This window comes from Rhodanobacter sp. OR92 (genome assembly GCF_000427545.1).
GTDB lineage: Bacteria > Pseudomonadota > Gammaproteobacteria > Xanthomonadales > Rhodanobacteraceae > Rhodanobacter > Rhodanobacter denitrificans.
In genome coordinates this window covers 35,241-52,360 of the sequence record NZ_KE386558.1, presented here as the reverse complement: position 1 = coordinate 52,360, position 17,120 = coordinate 35,241, and the positions used below count along the sequence as shown (strand labels likewise).

The following is a 17,120-nucleotide window of genomic DNA, read 5'->3' as shown; positions in this document are numbered from 1 at the left end:
CTCGCCGGAATGGTGTTGCCGACAAGGCAATCACTAGGCCCGGTTCCTGGGTGATCCGCGCATCTGCACGGTGCAAGCACGGCCGATGCGCCCGGCTACCTTGATCGCGCATCTCTAGCTCCTTACAATGATATAAGGAACTCGAAGGAGAAGGCCATGACCACCGCCAGCGTTACCAGCAAGGGCCAGATCACGATTCCGGTTGCCGTGCGTGAGGCCATGCATGTGCGTGCCGGGGATCGGGTGGAATTTGTGGAAATCGAGCCTGGCCGGTATGAGTTCATCGCTGCCACGCGCTCCGTGAGCGCACTCAAGGGCATGTTCGGCAAAGCGCGCAAACCGGTGTCGATCGAGCAGATGAACGCCGCGATCGCAGCGGCGGGTGCGGCGGCGAAATGATCGGCCTGGATACCAATGTCCTGGTGCGTTACATCATGCAGGACGATACGACGCAGTCGGCCAAGGCCTCGGCCTTGCTCGACGCGCTGACCGTCGAGGCGCCGGGCTGGATTTCGATCGTATCCGTGATCGAATTGGCCTGGGTGCTGGGTGCGGCGTATGGCCTGGACCGCGCGCAGCTCACCGAAGCACTGGAAGCCCTGCTACGCACCAAGGAGTTGATAGTGGAGCGTGCGGAGGTCGTCTGGAAAGCAGTGCGCGTTTACCGCAACTCCAAGGCAGATTTTGCCGACTGCCTGATCGCATGCACCGCTACGTCCGCCGGCTGCGAACACACCATGACGTTTGACCGCGGTGCCGCCAAACATGCCGGCATGAGCCTGATCACCTGACGTCTGGCCGGATTGCCTGACGGGCACCTCGAATAACTCGGTTTTTGTTCGTCATCCCGGCGAAAGCTGGGATTCAGCGACTCCAAGCCCTTGAACAGCCAAGGCACTGGATTCCAACTTTCGTTGGAATGACGGACGTTCGAGGGTTTTCGAAGTTACTTGACGCGATAGGGTAGGCGCCCCGCTGCCCAGCCACCGCGCTGGATGAAGCCCTCAAAAAACCCAACCCCTTCTGCAACCTGCGCCCGGCCTTCACGCTATGATCCCCGCTCCACCCGGGGGAGCCGCCTGTTGAACCGCCTGAGCATCATCCTTCCCGCCAAGAACGAGGCGCCCGCGCTGGCCGCACTGCTGCCGCGCCTGCGCGCCGCCCAGCCCGAGGCCGAGCTCATCGTGGTCGACGACGGTTCCACCGACGACACTCGCCGCATCTGCAAGGACAACGGTGTCACCTGCCTCAGTTCGCCGTACTCGATGGGCAACGGCGCGGCGATCAAGCGCGGCACCCGTGCCGCCAGCGGTGACATCCTGGTGTTCATGGACGGCGATGGCCAGCACGACCCGGCCGACGTCGCCCGCCTGCTCGACCAGTTGAACCGCGGCTACGACATGGTGGTGGGCGCCCGCGATTGGGGCAGCCAAGCTGGCGTCGGCCGCGGCATCGCCAACACCTTCTACAACTGGCTGGCCACCAAGATGACCGGTCACCCCGTGCTCGACCTCACCTCCGGCTTCCGCGCCGTGCGCGCGGACAAGTTCCGCGAGTTCCTGCACCTGCTGCCGAACGGCTTCAGCTACCCCACCACCAGCACCATGGCGTTCTTCCGGAGCGCCTACCCGGTCGCCTACATTCCGATCAAGGCGGCACAGCGTGTCGGCAAAAGCCACATCAAACCCCTGCGCGACGGCGTGCGCTTCCTGCTGATCATCTTCAAGATCGCCACGCTGTATTCGCCGCTGAAGCTGTTCGTGCCGGCGAGCGGCCTGTTCTTCCTGCTCGGCTGCGCCAACTACGCCTGGACCTTCGCGCACGAAGGTCGCCTCACCAACGGCAGCACGCTGATGTGGAGCGCTGCGGTGATCGTGTTTCTGATCGGGCTGGTGTCGGAGCAGATCACGGCGCTGACGTATCGCCGAGATGCTTGACTCACAGGGGCTGCGCATCCTGCTCGTGACCCGTAACCTGCCACCGCTGGTCGGCGGGATGGAGCGACTCAACTGGCACATGGCCGATGAGTTGTCCAAGGCAGCGGATGTGCGTGTGATCGGCCCATCCGGTTCCGCCGCCATGGCCCCTGCAGGTGTCATCGTGCGCGAGGCACGGTTGCAGCCACTGTGGAGGTTCCTGCTGCAGGCTCGGATGCTGGCACGACGCGAGGCGCGGGCTTGGAAGCCTGACATTATGTTGGCGGGTAGTGGACTCACCGCGCCCATTGCACGGTCCGCCGCTCGGTTGTGCGGGGCGAAGACCTGCGTGTATGTGCATGGTCTCGACGTGGCGGTGAGGCACCCCGTCTACCGCGCCATCTGGTTGCGCGCGATCCGCAGCGCGGATCGCGTCATTGCCAACAGTCACGCTACGGCCGAACTTTGTCGCAGTGTCGGGGTCGACCCCGCGCGCATCGCTATCGTGCATCCCGGAGTCGATTTGCCCGTCGAGGCTGCCGACAAGGTCGAGCAGGGATCGGAACCGTCATCCCGGCGGAAGCCGGGATCCAGTGCCTTTGCGTCTAGCCTCGTTGTGTCTGGGGGCGCAGCGCGGTTTCGCCAGGCGCACCGCCTCGGTGATCGCCCCCTGCTGTTGTCGGTCGGCCGCTTGTCCACTCGGAAGGGACTGCGCGAGTTTGTCAGCCACGTCTTGCCACGCATCGTTGCCGCGCGACCGAAAGCATTGCTGCTGGTCGTCGGCGATGCGCCAAGGCAGGCGCTGCACGCCGAGGCGCAAACGCCGGAATCCATCCGCGCCGCAGCCAGGGTCGCAGGCGTCGATGGGCACCTGCTGTTCCTCGGCACTATTACCGACTATGCCAAACTCGGCGCGATCTATCGTGCGTCCGACGTGCACATCTTCCCGGTGCGAGATATTCCCGGTGACCCGGAAGGCTTCGGCATGGTGGCGGTCGAGGCCGCCGCGCATGGTCTGCCCAGCGTGGCGTTCGCCACTGGCGGCATCGTCGATGCCGTGGCCGAGGGGCGCTCCGGGTATCTGGTGCCACCCGGCGATTATGCGGCCCTGTCCGATGCGATCATCGCCGCCTTGGCCGAGCGCGAAAGCCTGAGATCATCGTGCGTCGAGTTTGCACGTCGATTTGCGTGGCCGGAGTTCGGCATGCAGCTACAGCACCATCTGCACTCCATAATGTCAGCCACTTCTACCTCCAGCCCGCGATGACCGTACCACGACCTCAACGCCTGCCCCACGTTGCGCTCGATCTGGTCTCGCGTGATCGGGAAGCGCTGAAGATCGAGTGGCTGCTGGACCTGGCCGTTCGCCGGCAGCCGCTGCGCATTCTGGATGGCGTTGGTTACCGCATCTGCACTGAGGTGCTGCGCGAAACCGTGGCCATTGAACAGCCGCGCGTCATGCTTGCGCGGTGGCTTGGCATGGTGCCCGATAGGTGGCTGAAACCGTTGCGGGAGATCACCTCGAACTTGATTTATCGCCATAGTTGGCGCGGAGCATGACTTCCGTGAACACAAAAAACACCACGCTGGCGACGGTCACGGTCACGTTCAATCCCGACTTGGCACTGCTGGATGCGCAGTTGCGTACCTTGCCCGTCGATTGCACGAAGTTCATCGTGGACAATGCATCGCGGCCTGATGTGTTCGCCCGGATCGATACACTGGCAGCTCAGCGGCCGGACGTCAGGATCCTGCGCAACGATGCCAACCTTGGGTTGGCCGCAGCGGTCAATCGTGGCGTGCACGCGGCAGCGAGTATGTCTGCACCCGCGACATTTGTGCTGTTGCTGGATCAGGACAGCGAACCGCAGCCTGACAGTGTTGCGACGTTGATGCAGGGTTTTCAGGGTCTTGAAACCAGCGGTCGCCGCGTCGGCTGCGTCGGTCCCACGTTGCGTGATCCACAGACAAAGCTCACGCACGGATTTCACCAGTGCACGCGCTGGCGCTGGAAACGAGCATACCCCGCAGTGGATTCCAGGGAACCGGTACCGTGTGCCAACCTCAACGGTAGCGGTACGCTCGTGCGGACGGCATTGTTCGAGCAGCTCGGGGGGCTCGATGAATCCTTTTTCATCGATCACGTGGATACGGAATGGGCGTTTCGCGTGTTGCATGCCGGCTACGGACTGTGGGGCATCCCGAACGCGGTATTCGATCACCGGATGGGCCAGACCAGTATGCGATTTTGGTGTTTTGGATGGCGGGTGTGGCCATCACGTTCGCCGTTGCGCCACTACTATCTGTTCCGCAATGCCGTAACGTTGATGCGACGCTCGTACGTGCCGCGTGTCTGGAAGTGTTGGGCGGTGGTCAAACTCACCATTACCGCCGGCGTTGCGCTGCTTACTTTCCGCAACGCCAAGGCACAACTTTCACACATGCTGCGAGGCGTGCACGATGCGCTCGCCGCAAGCCCAGGGAGGGAATGTGACCAGCAGCAGTGACGTCGTTGCGTTGGTGTTGCATTTTCGTACGCCGCAAGCAACGTTGGCGTGTCTCGACGCCTTGCATGCCGAAGGCGTCCGACGAGCGGTTGTCGTGGATAATTCCGAAGATGCCGGCCGCTCGGTAGGGGCGATGGCAACGGGCATCGCACGCCTGGAGGCAACCGGATTCGTGATGGAGTGGTTGAGTCCGGAACGAAATCTGGGGTTCGCGGCTGGCGTGAATCACGGCCTGCGGCATATTCGTTCGCAGCGGCATTCCCCTGTACTACTGATCAATTCCGATGCCCGGTTGGCAGCGGGCGCGATGCAACGGTTGGCCAGTTGCCTGTGCGATGCGCCTTTGGCGGTACCGACCGTTGTCGAGGACGGTCCGCAACACATGACTCGGCCGCTGATAGGTTACTACCAACGTGTATTCGCACTGTATTTGCGGCACGCGCATGCTGGAACCGTCGAATACCCAAGCGGATGCTGCCTGCTGCTTGGGGCAGATACCGATTATGAAGGCCTATTCGATGAGGACTTCTTCTTTTACGGGGAAGACGTCATGCTGGGTGCATGCCTCGCGCAGCGAGGGTTACGCGCAACTTGGGTGCAGGACGCTCTCGTCCAGCATGCGACTTCGACCAGTGCACGGAATGGCTCCTTGTTCTACGAATATCACATGGTGCGCGGACACTGGCTACTCGCACGAAAACTTGCCCATAATCGTCGGGAGCGGGTGTTGTTCTTGTTGGCGCGTTGCTGCTCGCTGCCGATGCGAGCCTTCATTCGCAGTGTGCGCTTACACTCCCTGTGGCCGTGGCAGGGTCTCTGGATGGCGACTGTGGATGTGTTGTTAAACCGTTTCCGTGATCTCACTCCTGCATGCAAACGATAAGCGCTTTTGCTCCGCTTCAGTCAGTAGTTCAATAGTAGGATAGAGTTAGAATGTTACTGCTACTTGGCACCCAATTTGCCGGGTAAGCAATCTCCAAGTTTGCCGAGCTCTGCATCCCGAATCGCTTGCCTCAGCAATCTGAACCGGCGTATGCGCTGATATCGGACAGCGATAATCAACGCGGCCAGTAAATATAGAGACCGATTGAGACGGTAAAGCAACGCATTTCCTTTGAACGCAGTAAGTGCGAGCCAGTTTCGATTTCTTGCCTCAAAATAAACCCGATGATCATCGAGATAACAAATTCTGCGAAGAAGATTGGAGGTGGTCTCTCCTGCTGCGCTCCACGGTGGCTGCAGGTCGTCGATTCGAGCCTCAGGCACGAGCATGATTCGGAATCCGTTTCTGGAGAGGCGTGCGGTCCACTCCATGTCATCGCCGTACAGATGCAGCGACTCCATCGGCAGCTCACCGGTGTTGAAGACCGCACGCGGCAAGAGTAATCCGCCGTAAACAGTCCACGCGAGTGGAATCAGGCCACTTGGGTCTATTTCCAGCAAGGGTGGGGATCGCAATCGCCTGAGGATGTTGATTAAGTTGAAGCCGATGCAACTTCCCCTCGCAGGATGTCTTTGCCACTGGGTAGGGTCGATTCGTTGCATCTCGGGTAGTGATGGCCGACGGCATGCCAGCAGCGTGGGGATGCTAATGCCTGTCAATCGATACGCTTCCAGCAGTTTCCCGAAACAATCGGGCGCGGGTAAATTGTCGTCATCTAATAGCCAGACGGCATTGCACGACGGATCGCAAAAGGCTGCGCGAATTGCTTCCGAGTAGCCGCCAGCAGATCCTATATTGTGGGTGAAGTTGCGTGAGTCGATCTTGGTGCGACCCCGCAATGCATGGGATTGGATCGTATTTAGGACAGATTGGCTGACGCAGTTGGCAATGACGACAATGCGCTCGATACCTAACGATTCAAGGCGATCAAGAACAAGCCCAAGCTCACGTGACCGGTTGCCGTAGGCGAGCACCGCTACATGGATATTTTTTTGACTCGTGCTCATGACGATGCTTTTTTCGCCAACATGACCAAGTCGCTGCAGGCTCGGAAATCCCGCCATGCTGCGAGCTCAAAGTACATGCCTCGGATCTTGTCTCGGAGTGGTGCGTGCTTGACCCCGAGATACACCGAAGGGCCAGCCTCTCCGCGCATGAGTGCAGCGCTCCCAAGTGACTGGCTGTAGTCGTGGAAGCCGCGCTTATGAAACTCAATTGAGGCGAAACCGTGATACTCGAATAATCTGCGGAGTGTTGATGGCGAGAACATGAGCAAGTGCTGTGGGGGGTGCAGATTTCCGTAGTTGATACCGAAGTGCGCGTGCATGAGTGAGTCGAGATTGGGTGTTCCAATCCAGACAGTTCCACCGGGCTTGAGCCAGTGATGGATCCGGGAGACGAATGCGTGCGGATCATGCACGTGTTCTATCACTTGGTTGGAGGTAATAACATCAAAACTTTCCGGCGGGAGATCGGCACAGTCGTAGGTGGTGCAGTGAACTTCCAAACCATGCTGCCTTCCTATGGATGCTGCCTGTTTGTCTGGTTCGAGGCCTAGGACGGCCCACCCTGCCGCACGGGCGTTGATGAGAAATTCGCCGTTCCCGCAGCCGATATCAAGCAATCGCTCGCAGGGTGAATGGGGTGGCGGCAGGTGGCGTGCATGCTGATCTTGTTCCCACCGGATCGGTGCGGGTAGGAGGTACATAGCCCAGTATCCCCAGGCCGGAGCCGGCTGCAGCTTGTAGCCATAGCGGCGGTTAAGGTAACCGTTGCGGATGCAATCGCGTAGATTGCCCAGTATGCCGGTTCGCTTGGGCTTCAGCGCAGGGGCATGCGTGCTGTAGTTCGCATAGGCCAAGCCGATCGTTTGGCGGGTGGGCCGTGGTGCGAGGTAGCCTAGGCCACAATCGGTGCAGCGATGCAACGACCAACTCCCGGGTGCGCCGAATAGCCTGTCCGTCAAACCGACATGTAGGAGTGTGCGGTGGCGGCTGCCGCAGAGAGGGCAAGCATCGACGGCTTCTATCCCATCTGCTGGCCAGTCACTGGCCTTATTTGGCGTGATGGTGGCATTAATATTCATGTGTGGGTGAGTAACGTGCAGGGACGGTGAAACAACGGTGGTTAGGGCAATTTTCCGGCTTACGACGGCGGTGGATGCTGACGCATGGAACAGCGACCACTACAACCACAACCCCATCGGCAAGGAGGGGGCTCGACCCGCGCGCTGCCTGTAGCGCCCTCGCTGACCTAAGAAACCACTATGATCCCTAATTCTTATCACGGCGTTGGGTGCAATAGCGGTAGCCAGAATATACGATTTCTAGTCGGCGCCGTGCAGAACCAGTACAGAATCATGATAGACGCTGAATCTTTACGATCAGGCCAATCCCCACTGCGGCCATCAGCCACTCGGACAAGGCTAACGCGAGTGGCATGCCAACCGTGCCGACCGTTGTCGCGAGGATACTTGCCGCCACCACTAGCACTGTTAGTCCGGCTATTTCATATCCGACGCGCAACCATGGCTTGTCCAGTGTGACGAGCACCGTGCCGGCCGCCAGGCGCAGCGTTATCCCGGGTATTGCCAGGCACAACCATTGAATCATGGTGTCGAGGCCATGGTATTTCGCGCCGAAGATCCAGTCGAAGCAGGGCGCGATCAGCCGCATGATGCTGGCCAACACAAGGCCATAGGCCAGCGCCGCTCCGAAGACCCAGCGCAGCAGGTGGGCGGTGCGCTTCGGCTGCGCCCGCCCTTCGCGGAACAGACGAGGAACTGCGGAAAGCACCATCGCCACAACAGGTAGCGTAGCCGCGCCAATTACTCGCGCACCTGCGGAGTAAAGCCCAGCCATGGCAAGTGGGAGCAGCTTGGCGGCCAGGGTCTTGTCGAGCTCTCCTGGACCATTGCTGGTGAAGTTTGAAGCTGCATAGCCTGCGGTATGCCTCAATTCGCGTTGACTGGGCAGTCGCCAGTGGCGAACTGGAGGCCAGCAGTCGCGAGTTATCATGGCTGCGAAGCCAAGCGCGACCAATGATGCGGCGAAGTAACCCGCGGCATACGCCGCCAGTGGGTTGGCGGGTGCCAGCATGAACACGGCCGCAGCTGTGATGAGACGCAGTGCCAGCGGCAGGACTTGCATCAACTGCGAGCGCGCCACCTGACCCATTGCCAGCCGTTCGGCGATCGGAAGGCCGTAAAGCGGTTGCATTAGCAGTTCCGTGACGCCGATGGCGATCAGGGCAGCCATTGGAATGCCGGTTTCAGGCAGCGCCAGCAGCACGGTGGACAAGTAAATGCCGAGCAACACGCAGCCGCAGATTGTCGTAATCGGTATGGCGTATGCGAGTATGTCGTGCCGACTGGAACGGTCGGAGGATACGGATTTGATCAGTACGACATGCGTACCGAAGGTCGACAGCGTGCCCAGAATCACCGCCAGCGCACTGACGCCTGCAAACGCGCCAAACTGCTGCGGCCCCAACATGCGCGCGACGATCAACAACGTGCCGGCTTGGACGACAAGCCGCATTCCGAGCACAAATGTGGTGCGGATCGTACCTCTCGCAATCGGGCCGCGTAGGATCTCAAACCGCATGGGGGTTACTCTGCACCGATGTGACGCAGCCGACTGCACCGCGGCACAAACAAATTCCCTGTGCTGGATGAGCAGTGTAGCCTTGCACGGTGAGTACCGGCGCCCTGCCGGCAAACCGCTGCGCATTGCACGGCACTACTGGTTTGCGCGGGTGCGTCCGTACGCGATCGGAGGGTACGATGATGGTGTGGCGCCTATGGCGGTGATGGCACGACAACACTATTGTGGCTCTCCTGTGTCGCGTGCGTTTCGTCGCTGTCAGACAGGCCGTTGCTACAGGCAAATTTTCTCATCGTGGCATTTGTTGGCGCAGGAATTTCACCAAGAGTGCCGATAGCCTAGCGCATCGTCAGTCCATTTGAGGCGGTGTCATGGCGAGGCGCTCTGTTAGACCGAAAATCACCCGCCGGATTCTGTTGGCACCAGCGCCCGCATGCTTGCAATATCGCGCTCCAACCTGCCGCCGGTATTGAGTGACTGTAGCGCCGCAATTTGTTTCTCCACCTCTGCATAGCGTCCTTGGGCCGCCAGCATGCGCGCCAAGGTGATGTGGTAGGCGGGTTCGCCTGGCGCGGTGGTAGTGGCATCCGAGAGCATCTGTAAACCCAACGCATGCTCGTTGAGCACATTCCACGCGTAGTCTCCATAGGTAGCCAACAGTCGGGCGCTTGGGTGTGGATGCGACAGTGCTGCAAGAAACGCCTCGGTCATATGTTGCTTGGGCAGATCGCAGCGTTCCTCACGGGCGCAGCGAGTTAGCGCTCCCAGCGAACTTTCGTCCTGCACGCCAGGCTTATGCGCTCTGAGCTTGGCAATCATGCTGTTCCACCACGCCTCCTTGATCGGCAGCCCCATGCGCGCGTTCATGAAAATCAGCGCCTGTTCCGGAAGAATCGATGAGTTCGGCAGTGCAGCCGCGTTTTCCAGCGGTACGTAGGCAAGCCGGGTGAACGGCGAAGCGGGATCGTAGTGCGAGTAGATGATGTAGGTGCGGCCCAGTTCGTATTGGGCACGCGGCGACTGCGGGGCGCGCGCGGCGAGATCTTCTGCCAGGCGCAGCGGGTTGCCCCAGGCGCAGGCGGTGAGGGCGGTCAGGACGGTCCAACAGAGTATCAGTCCGGTCAGCAACGCATATCGCGGCAGGGGTAGCAGGGAGTCTCGCGGTACGGCGAGCAGTGGCACGATCGCCAGCAGCAGGCCGAAGCTGGCGAAGTAGTTGCGGTGCTCGTAGATCAGTTCCAGCGGAAGGATGGTGCCAGTGAGCAACTGGCAGCCGAGGAACAGGGCGATGCCGAGCGCCGCCAATGGCCTGCTCCGGCGCAGCCACAGCATCAATGCGATCAGGGCGGCAAGAAAAGCCATGCAGACCAGCGTGCTCCAGGGGGAGAGCAATCCGGTCGAAACCTGGAAGTCGTCGTGATAGAACGACAGCGCGCCCGGCGTGGGCAGCAGGATCCAGGCGATGTAGTCGACGACGATGCGCGCTTCGCTGAGCAGGCGGGTGCCTAGGGTGAAATCGCGAGCAGCCCAGGTTTCTGGCCTCAGCACACCGGGCAGCAACCAAGCCAGCCCCACCACCATGGGCAAGGCGAGTACTAGCAGGAACAGGCCGATTATGCGCAGGTCGGCGCGTTGCGGCGACGACGCGTCATGCTGCGCCTGTATCGGCCTGCCGAAACGGAACAGCGTCCATTCGACCAGGAGTGCATACAGGGGAAGCATCACCGCGGTTTCCTTGGCGAGGATACCGAGGACTGTCGGTATCGTGATGCTCGCTGCGCACAGGATCAAGCCCCGCCAGGTTCCGCCGCTCGCATGATCCGTGAGGTACCCGAGCATGCGGCGGCGACCTGTCACGTAGCCGAGCAACCCCAGCAGCACGAACAGGTTGGCCATGCTTTCCATGCGCTGCACGACATACAACACGGCGGTGAGGTTGATCGGCAACAGCATCCAGCCGGTAGCGATCAGTGCGGCAATGAGCGGGGTGCGCGGATGCCGACCGGAGGGATCAGATCGCAGCAGCGCCATCGAGAGCAGATACACCAGCCAGCCGTTCAGCAGATGGATCAGCAGGTTGGTCAGCTTCATCCAGTACGGATCGATGCCGGTTGTCAGGTAGTTGACGGCAAAGCTGAGCGACGACAGTGGTCGCTTGAACTCGCTGGCCGGCGAGGCCAGCGCCGCACCGACCAGCGAGGGAAAGCTGGCATCGTGCGGTTGTACGCCCTTGTTGTCGACGATGTTGGGGTAGTCGTCGAACAGGAAGCCGCCGGATAGTCCCGGCCAGTAGACGGCCAGAGTGATGGCGAAGGCGCCAAGTAGCGTCAGGAGGCGCCATGGCGAGCGGCGAAGGAGGTCCATCAATCTGGAGTGCCTGCTGGAGAAGTATGGCGGGAAGTATTCATGGAGCCTGCTCTGGCGTCGAGCGCGAGTTGTCGGCGCAGGTGATCCAGCTCGTGGGGCCAGTAGTGCTGGTGTTCGAGCACCCATGCGTGCAGCCATGGCATGCCGAAGCCGGGTTTCGTGACGTTCCCGCTGACCGCTTCGTAGTGGTCGAGCAAGCGCAAGCCGTGTGACGGGTAGCCGGCGGCGCCTAGGGTCGCGGCGGCTTCGAGGGCTATGCCGGGCCGCACCTGCAGGTCGAGCGCGCGGGTGAAATCGGCCAGAGCCGCATCCGGCCGACCCTGCGCGAGCGCGATCTTGCCACGCAGGTAGGTCAGATCCTGTCGGGGGCCAGCGGCGGACAGCTTCGGATTCTCCAGCCCGGTGTCGATCAGTTCCAGCAGGCCTTGGAGGGTCAACCCGGGGCATTCGCCGGAGATCGTCACGGGCAGTGTGCGCTCGAACCAGTGGGTGAACAGGGTGCCGGTATTCGGCGTGCCCTGCATGGCGAGCTTCGCTGCAGCAAGATCAGTAGCCGTGATGCCGCCGACCATGCAGCGCGCGCCGATCAGGTTGAAGGCAAGCTGCACCTGACTTGGCTGACCCACGAGCAGTTTTTCCAGGCGTTGGATGGCCGCTTGCGGTTGCCCGGCCTGCATCTCGATCTGCGCGGCATTGGTCTGGGCACGTGCCGAATCGGGATTGATTTTGGCCCAAAGGAGTGCTTGGCTGTGCACGTTGCCCCATAGCTCGGCGCGGGCGTGGGTCATCCAAGCCAAGCCCAGCGGCAGCACCAGCATTAAGGCGACCTTGAGCAGGCGGAGGCTGCGTATATCGGCCAACCACAGACCAAGTGGCCAGAACATCAGCAGGGCAGGTAAGTAGTTGCGATGCTCGAAATAGAGCTCCAGCGGTATCGAGGTGGATTCCAGCAACTGGCCCGCGAAGTAGAATAGCATCGTCAAGGCGAGTGCGGGATATCGCCGGCGTTGCCGCCAAGCCAGCCCGATCAGGACGAACACGGCCAATATGGCGGGTAGCGTGGTGATTGGCTGCAGCCACGAGGTCGAGGCGACGTACTGGTCGTTGAACAGGCCACTGGAGAATGGGCGCGGCAGCCACAATAGCTGGAGGTAGTCCAGCAGCACGCGCGGTTCAGTGAGCAGGCGCTGGCCAATGCTCCACGGACGGAATCCCACCGGGCCGCCGGCCAGCACGCTGTGGAGGCCGGTCCAAGACAGATAGCCGAGGATGATGAGCGAGGGAGCGGTGCCGCATGCAAGCAAGGCTAGCCGGTGTGTCTGTCGTGCTCGGCCATGTTGCACGGGGTGGCGCGGCGCAAGCACGACGGCCTCAATCAACAGGGCGAATATCGGCAGCAGCACGCCGTTGGCCTTGGCTAGCATCCCCAATAGCGTGAAGCCACCCAGGCCAAGAACGCTCCACGCCATGCCTGCCGCGGTTTTGCCTTGGGTCAACAGTTGGCGACCATGCAGCCAGAGCAGCAGGCCGACGAGAGTGCAGGTGGCTGGCAGCATTGCCTCGCGCTGTACAATGTACAGCGTGGTGGAGACCAGCAGGGGATGCAACAGCCAGAGGGCGGTTCCCAACAGGGCGGCTGTTCGGCTTTGCCGTTCATCGTGACCCAGCAGGCGACCTAACTGAGCCAGCAAAGCGTAGAGCAAGATTCCGTTGATCAGGTGGAAGATCAGGTTGGTACGTTTGAATGGGAACGGACTTGCAGGCCAATTTTGTGCATCGAGCAGAAACGTCAGTAGCGTCAGTGGGCGGCCTGTGGGATCGGCAGTGCCGGAAGTGATGTAGCGCAAAAAGGCAAGCCAATCATCAGTGGGGCCAGTAACGCCCAATGCGGGTAGGTTGGCGAAGTCGTCGAACAGAAAACCGCCGTGCAGGCCGGGTGAGTAAGCAACCCAAGTCAATCCCAAACCTAACAACAGGAGCAGGGAAGGAGCCAAAAAACGACGGTGCATCGTATTTCCTGAAAAAAGAAGGGCCGCGCATGGCGGCCCTTCTACGCTGGCGATGTCTGTCGCCGATTACTTGCGGCACGAAGTTGGCAGGTACTTCTGATCGACCGTCGACCCAGTGCAGGTCCACTTGATCGACCCGGACTGGGTGATGGGGGAGAGCACGAAAGTCTTGGAGCTGGGCAGGGCTGTCACGTTCGCCTTCGGGCCACCGAACGAGGCAGTGATGACGCCACCCACAACCTCAACTTTGCTGACGTACTGTCCGTTGATACTTTGGGATTGCGCCAAACCGATACTGGCGTTCTTGGCATTGGTCAGGGCGCCGCGGTTCGAGTAGAACTCGGCAACGGCCGTCTTGGCGCCGTCGGTCAGCACCGCGCCCTCGGACACCTGCGTACGGATCAGGTAATCCTGGTAGGCAGGGATGGCGATCGCGGCGAGGATCGCGATGATCGCGACCACGATCATCAGTTCGATCAGGGTGAAGCCCTTCTGCATCTTCTTCATGGTGGTTCCTCTGTTTTGGTTAGCTAACCGTGTGATGCCCCCTGAGCCCCAGTCCCTTTATCCCCCTAGGCGGGATCGGACCCCATTCGCATGGTCGGAACGACCAGGAAGCTCGCGGCAAAGTCAAGCAGCATGTATGCCACGTTTGCCGCAGGTGTATTCCCTCACACCTGTAGGCGCTTGGATTGTGCCCGTCGTCACGAAAGCCCGCAAGCAGTGCCGATGATGCCCTGTGGATCCAAAAATTGTGACCCAAGTGCTGCGTTGCCCGGCGTGTCCCGAACAGGCCAAAAGTGACGTTGATTGTCAGTTTGTGTGCGCTGTGGCGATTCGAGCCTATGGCTACCTGCGGCAGGAAGAGGGCAAGTACTTTGGATCCAGCGTACTGGCTGAGCACGTCCAGGCGATGCTGCCTGCATGGGTGATGGGCGAAAGCAGCAGGTATATGCTGCCGCCGTTGATATGGGTGTTGGCTTTGGCTCCCTGGTAGAGCACCTTGATGGCACCACCCGTCACGTCCACACTGGATACGTAATTGCCCCCAATCGATGTGTTTTTGGCCAGGCCCGCCGACTGGTTGTTAGGCGGGAACCGCCCGGTGTTGGAGATGAAGTCCCACACCGCGGACTTAGCCCCGTCCGCCAGGCTCATGCCCTCGGTAACCTGCGTCCGGATCAGGTAATCCTGATACGCCGGAATGGCGATGGCGGCCAGGATCGCGATGATCGCCACGACGATCATCAGTTCGATCAAGGTGAAACCGGCGGAAATGCGCTGGCGCAACATGGTGGACTCCCCTGTGAGTACACCGGGGACAGGCACGTTTTGTACCAAATGTGAAAACGGAGTGTGCGGCGCATCACAACGGTGCGTTCGGCCGTATGGTCCATGCCCCGGTAGCCCGGTCGCGGCTTGCTTGCGTCCCGGCAGGCCGGCGCTTTACCGTCACCGCTTTGACCACCCAAGGGGATACCCCATGAAACCTCTGATTGCCGCGCTGCTGCTCGCGCTGGTGGCGGTGCCCGCGATGGCGGGTGACGTCGTGGATACCAGCTTCGTCAAGGCCGAGGGGGCGCATGCCTTCAACGTGCGCGACCTGGTGATGATGGATCGGGTCGGCGACCCGCAGCTGTCGCCGGACGGGCGCTACGCGGCGTTCGGCGTGCGCAGTACCGACTACGCGGCGAACAAGGGCGTCAACGCGGTCTACGTGCTGGATCTGGCCAAGGGCGGTCAGCCGGTGAAGGTGGTGGACAAGGGCGGCTCGGCGCGCTGGTCGGCGGACGGGCGCAGCCTGTATTTCGTGGCGCCGGCCAAGGGTGTGGCGCAGCTGTGGCGGGTGGATCTGGGCGGCAAGGGCGGTTTGAGCCTGGCCAAACATGCCGTGCCGGTGCAGGTCAGTCATGGCGTGCTGGATCTCGGCGGCTACAAGCTGTCGCCGGACGGCAAGCAGGTGCTGCTGTCGTACGAGGTGTTCACCGACTGCGCCACGCTGGCCTGCACGCAGCAGCGCCTCGACGCGCGCGCCAAGGACAAGGCCAGCGGCACGCTCTACGACAAGCTGTTCGTGCGGCATTGGGATACCTGGGCCGACGGTCGGCGCAACCAGCTGTTCGTGACCCGCTTCGACGGCAAGGGCCAGCTGGCCGGCGAGCCGAAGCGGCTCAGCCGTGGCATCGACGGCGACGTGCCGAGCAAGCCGTTCGGCGACGAGGGCGAGTTCGGCTTCGCGCCGGATGGCAGGACCGTGTATTTCGACGCGCGCATCGCCGGCAGCAGCGAGCCGTGGTCGACCAATTTCGACGTGTACAGCGTGCCGGCCGACGGCTCGGCCGCACCGAAGAACCTCACTGCCGAAAACAAGGCGTGGGACGCGTACCCGGTGGCCTCGCCGGACGGCAAGACGCTGTACTACCTGGCGATGAAGACGCCGGGCTTCGAGGCCGATCGTTTCGCGATCATGGCGCTGGACCTGGCCAGCGGCGCGAAGCATGAGGTGGACCCGCAGTGGGACCGCTCGCCCGGCGGCCTGGCGCTTTCCGCCGACGGCAAGACGCTGTACGCCACCGCCGACGACAACGGCCAGCACCCGCTGTTCGCGATCGACGCGGCCAGCGGCAAGGTCAGCCAGCTGGTCGGTGAGGGCACGGTGGGCGGCTTCTCGCTGGCCGCCGGCAAGCTGCTGTTGACCCGTGACGACCTGAAGCGGCCGGCCGATGTCTATCTCGCCGTCGCCGACGGCAGCGGCCTGAAGCAGGTCACCCACTTCAATGCGGCGGACCTGAAGAACACGACGATGGGCGACGCCGAGTTCTTCACCTTCAAGGGCTGGAACAACGAGACCGTGCAGGGTTACGTGGTGAAGCCGGTCGACTACCAGTCGGACAAGACCTACCCGGTCGCGTTCATTATCCACGGCGGCCCGCAGGGCGCGATGAGCAACGGCTGGAGCTACCGCTGGAACCCGCAGACCTATGCCGGCCAGGGCTTTGCGGTGGTGACGGTGAACTTCCACGGCTCCACCGGCTACGGCCAGGCGTTCACCGACTCGATCTCCGGCGACTGGGGTGGCAAGCCGCTGGAGGACCTGAAGCTGGGCTGGAAAGCCGCGCTGGACAAGTACAGCTTCCTCGACGGCGACCGCGCCTGCGCGCTCGGCGCCAGCTACGGCGGCTACATGACCTACTGGATCGCCGGCGTGTGGAACCAGCCGTGGAAGTGCCTGGTCGACCACGACGGCGTGTTCGACACCCGCGCCATGTACTACGACACCGAGGAGCTGTGGTTCGAGGAGCGCGAGAACGGCGGCACCCAGTACGAGCACCCGGAGAACTACGAGAAGTTCAACCCGCTCGACCACGTCAAGGACTGGCGTGTGCCGATGCTGGTAGTGCACAGCGCCAAGGATTTCCGCATCCCGATCACCCAGGGCCTGGGCGCGTTCACTGCCATGCAGCGTCGCGGCATCCCCAGCCAGTTCCTGACCTTCCCCGACGAGAACCACTGGGTGCTGAAGCCGCACAACAGCGTGCAGTGGCACGACGCGGTGAACGCCTGGCTGAAGCAGTGGACGGCCAAGGACGCTCCAAAAGCCGCCTCGCATTGAGCCGGTTCGCATGATGAAAACGGCGGACTCCGGGCCGCCGTTTTTTTGTGCCTCCCTGCAAGGTGGGGGAGGGAGCACGGCTCTTGCGGTGGTGCGGGCTTTTGGTTCCTCTCCCTGCAAGGCAGGGGGAGGTTAGGAGGGGTAGCTCCGGGCTGGCGAG

The 17,120-nt window shown here is 61.7% G+C and carries 15 protein-coding genes; 8 read left to right on the top strand and 7 right to left on the bottom strand.

Going from position 1 to position 17,120, the window contains the following annotated elements:
- Window positions 1-156: 156 nt before the first annotated feature.
- The 7 genes from RHOOR92_RS0116510 to RHOOR92_RS19410 all read left to right on the top strand — a co-directional run bounded on the left by RHOOR92_RS0116510 (window position 157) and on the right by RHOOR92_RS19410 (window position 5,306).
- Window positions 157-399 carry an AbrB/MazE/SpoVT family DNA-binding domain-containing protein gene (locus RHOOR92_RS0116510; RefSeq protein WP_007513924.1) on the top strand — a complete coding sequence of 81 codons (243 nt, stop codon included), beginning with the start codon at window positions 157-159 and terminating at the stop codon, window positions 397-399.
- Window positions 396-791 carry a type II toxin-antitoxin system VapC family toxin gene (locus RHOOR92_RS0116505; protein WP_007513922.1) on the top strand — a complete coding sequence of 132 codons (396 nt, stop codon included), beginning with the start codon at window positions 396-398 and terminating at the stop codon, window positions 789-791. The genes RHOOR92_RS0116510 and RHOOR92_RS0116505 overlap by 4 nt, the downstream gene beginning before the upstream one ends.
- Before the next feature lie 291 nt (window positions 792-1,082).
- Complete coding sequence (locus RHOOR92_RS0116500) at window positions 1,083-1,937, top strand: glycosyltransferase family 2 protein (RefSeq protein WP_027490750.1); 855 nt, start codon at window positions 1,083-1,085, stop codon at window positions 1,935-1,937.
- Window positions 1,930-3,183 carry a glycosyltransferase family 4 protein gene (locus tag RHOOR92_RS0116495; protein ID WP_027490749.1) on the top strand — a complete coding sequence of 418 codons (1,254 nt, stop codon included), beginning with the start codon at window positions 1,930-1,932 and terminating at the stop codon, window positions 3,181-3,183. The genes RHOOR92_RS0116500 and RHOOR92_RS0116495 overlap by 8 nt, the downstream gene beginning before the upstream one ends.
- Window positions 3,180-3,476, top strand: a complete 297-nt coding sequence (locus RHOOR92_RS0116490) for a hypothetical protein (protein WP_027490748.1) — start codon at window positions 3,180-3,182, stop codon at window positions 3,474-3,476. Before RHOOR92_RS0116495 ends, RHOOR92_RS0116490 begins: the two co-directional genes overlap by 4 nt.
- The gene (locus RHOOR92_RS0116485) at window positions 3,473-4,423 is read left to right on the top strand and encodes a glycosyltransferase family 2 protein (RefSeq protein ID WP_027490747.1); all 951 of its coding nucleotides are present in this window, start codon (window positions 3,473-3,475) and stop codon (window positions 4,421-4,423) included. Before RHOOR92_RS0116490 ends, RHOOR92_RS0116485 begins: the two co-directional genes overlap by 4 nt.
- Window positions 4,407-5,306 carry a glycosyltransferase gene (locus RHOOR92_RS19410; RefSeq protein WP_196802029.1) on the top strand — a complete coding sequence of 300 codons (900 nt, stop codon included), beginning with the start codon at window positions 4,407-4,409 and terminating at the stop codon, window positions 5,304-5,306. The genes RHOOR92_RS0116485 and RHOOR92_RS19410 overlap by 17 nt, the downstream gene beginning before the upstream one ends.
- Window positions 5,307-5,365: 59 nt before the next feature.
- Here the strand turns inward: RHOOR92_RS19410 and RHOOR92_RS19405 are convergent, their stop codons facing one another.
- The 7 genes from RHOOR92_RS19405 to RHOOR92_RS0116460 all read right to left on the bottom strand — a co-directional run bounded on the left by RHOOR92_RS19405 (window position 5,366) and on the right by RHOOR92_RS0116460 (window position 14,640).
- Complete coding sequence (locus RHOOR92_RS19405) at window positions 5,366-6,373, bottom strand: glycosyltransferase (RefSeq protein ID WP_196802028.1); 1,008 nt, start codon at window positions 6,371-6,373, stop codon at window positions 5,366-5,368.
- A complete protein-coding gene (locus tag RHOOR92_RS19400) occupies window positions 6,370-7,227 on the bottom strand; it encodes a class I SAM-dependent methyltransferase (RefSeq protein WP_196802027.1) in 858 nt (285 codons plus the stop codon). Before RHOOR92_RS19400 ends, RHOOR92_RS19405 begins: the two co-directional genes overlap by 4 nt.
- A gap of 496 nt (window positions 7,228-7,723) precedes the next feature.
- A complete protein-coding gene (locus RHOOR92_RS0116480; RefSeq protein ID WP_027490746.1) occupies window positions 7,724-8,971 on the bottom strand; it encodes a lipopolysaccharide biosynthesis protein in 1,248 nt (415 codons plus the stop codon).
- Between the two features lie 399 nt (window positions 8,972-9,370).
- Window positions 9,371-11,335: a hypothetical protein gene (locus RHOOR92_RS0116475; protein WP_027490745.1), complete on the bottom strand. Its 1,965-nt coding sequence runs from the start codon at window positions 11,333-11,335 to the stop codon at window positions 9,371-9,373.
- Window positions 11,335-13,347 carry a hypothetical protein gene (locus RHOOR92_RS0116470; protein WP_027490744.1) on the bottom strand — a complete coding sequence of 671 codons (2,013 nt, stop codon included), beginning with the start codon at window positions 13,345-13,347 and terminating at the stop codon, window positions 11,335-11,337. Before RHOOR92_RS0116470 ends, RHOOR92_RS0116475 begins: the two co-directional genes overlap by 1 nt.
- Window positions 13,348-13,413: 66 nt before the next feature.
- Window positions 13,414-13,854 carry a pilin gene (locus tag RHOOR92_RS0116465; RefSeq protein ID WP_027490743.1) on the bottom strand — a complete coding sequence of 147 codons (441 nt, stop codon included), beginning with the start codon at window positions 13,852-13,854 and terminating at the stop codon, window positions 13,414-13,416.
- A gap of 342 nt (window positions 13,855-14,196) precedes the next feature.
- A complete protein-coding gene (locus tag RHOOR92_RS0116460; protein ID WP_027490742.1) occupies window positions 14,197-14,640 on the bottom strand; it encodes a pilin in 444 nt (147 codons plus the stop codon).
- A 190-nt stretch (window positions 14,641-14,830) separates the two neighbouring features.
- Here RHOOR92_RS0116460 and RHOOR92_RS0116455 point away from each other — a divergent pair, with 190 nt between their 5' ends.
- On the top strand, window positions 14,831-16,960 hold the full coding sequence (locus tag RHOOR92_RS0116455) for a S9 family peptidase (protein ID WP_027490741.1): 2,130 nt from the start codon (window positions 14,831-14,833) through the stop codon (window positions 16,958-16,960).
- Window positions 16,961-17,120: the final 160 nt, after the last annotated feature.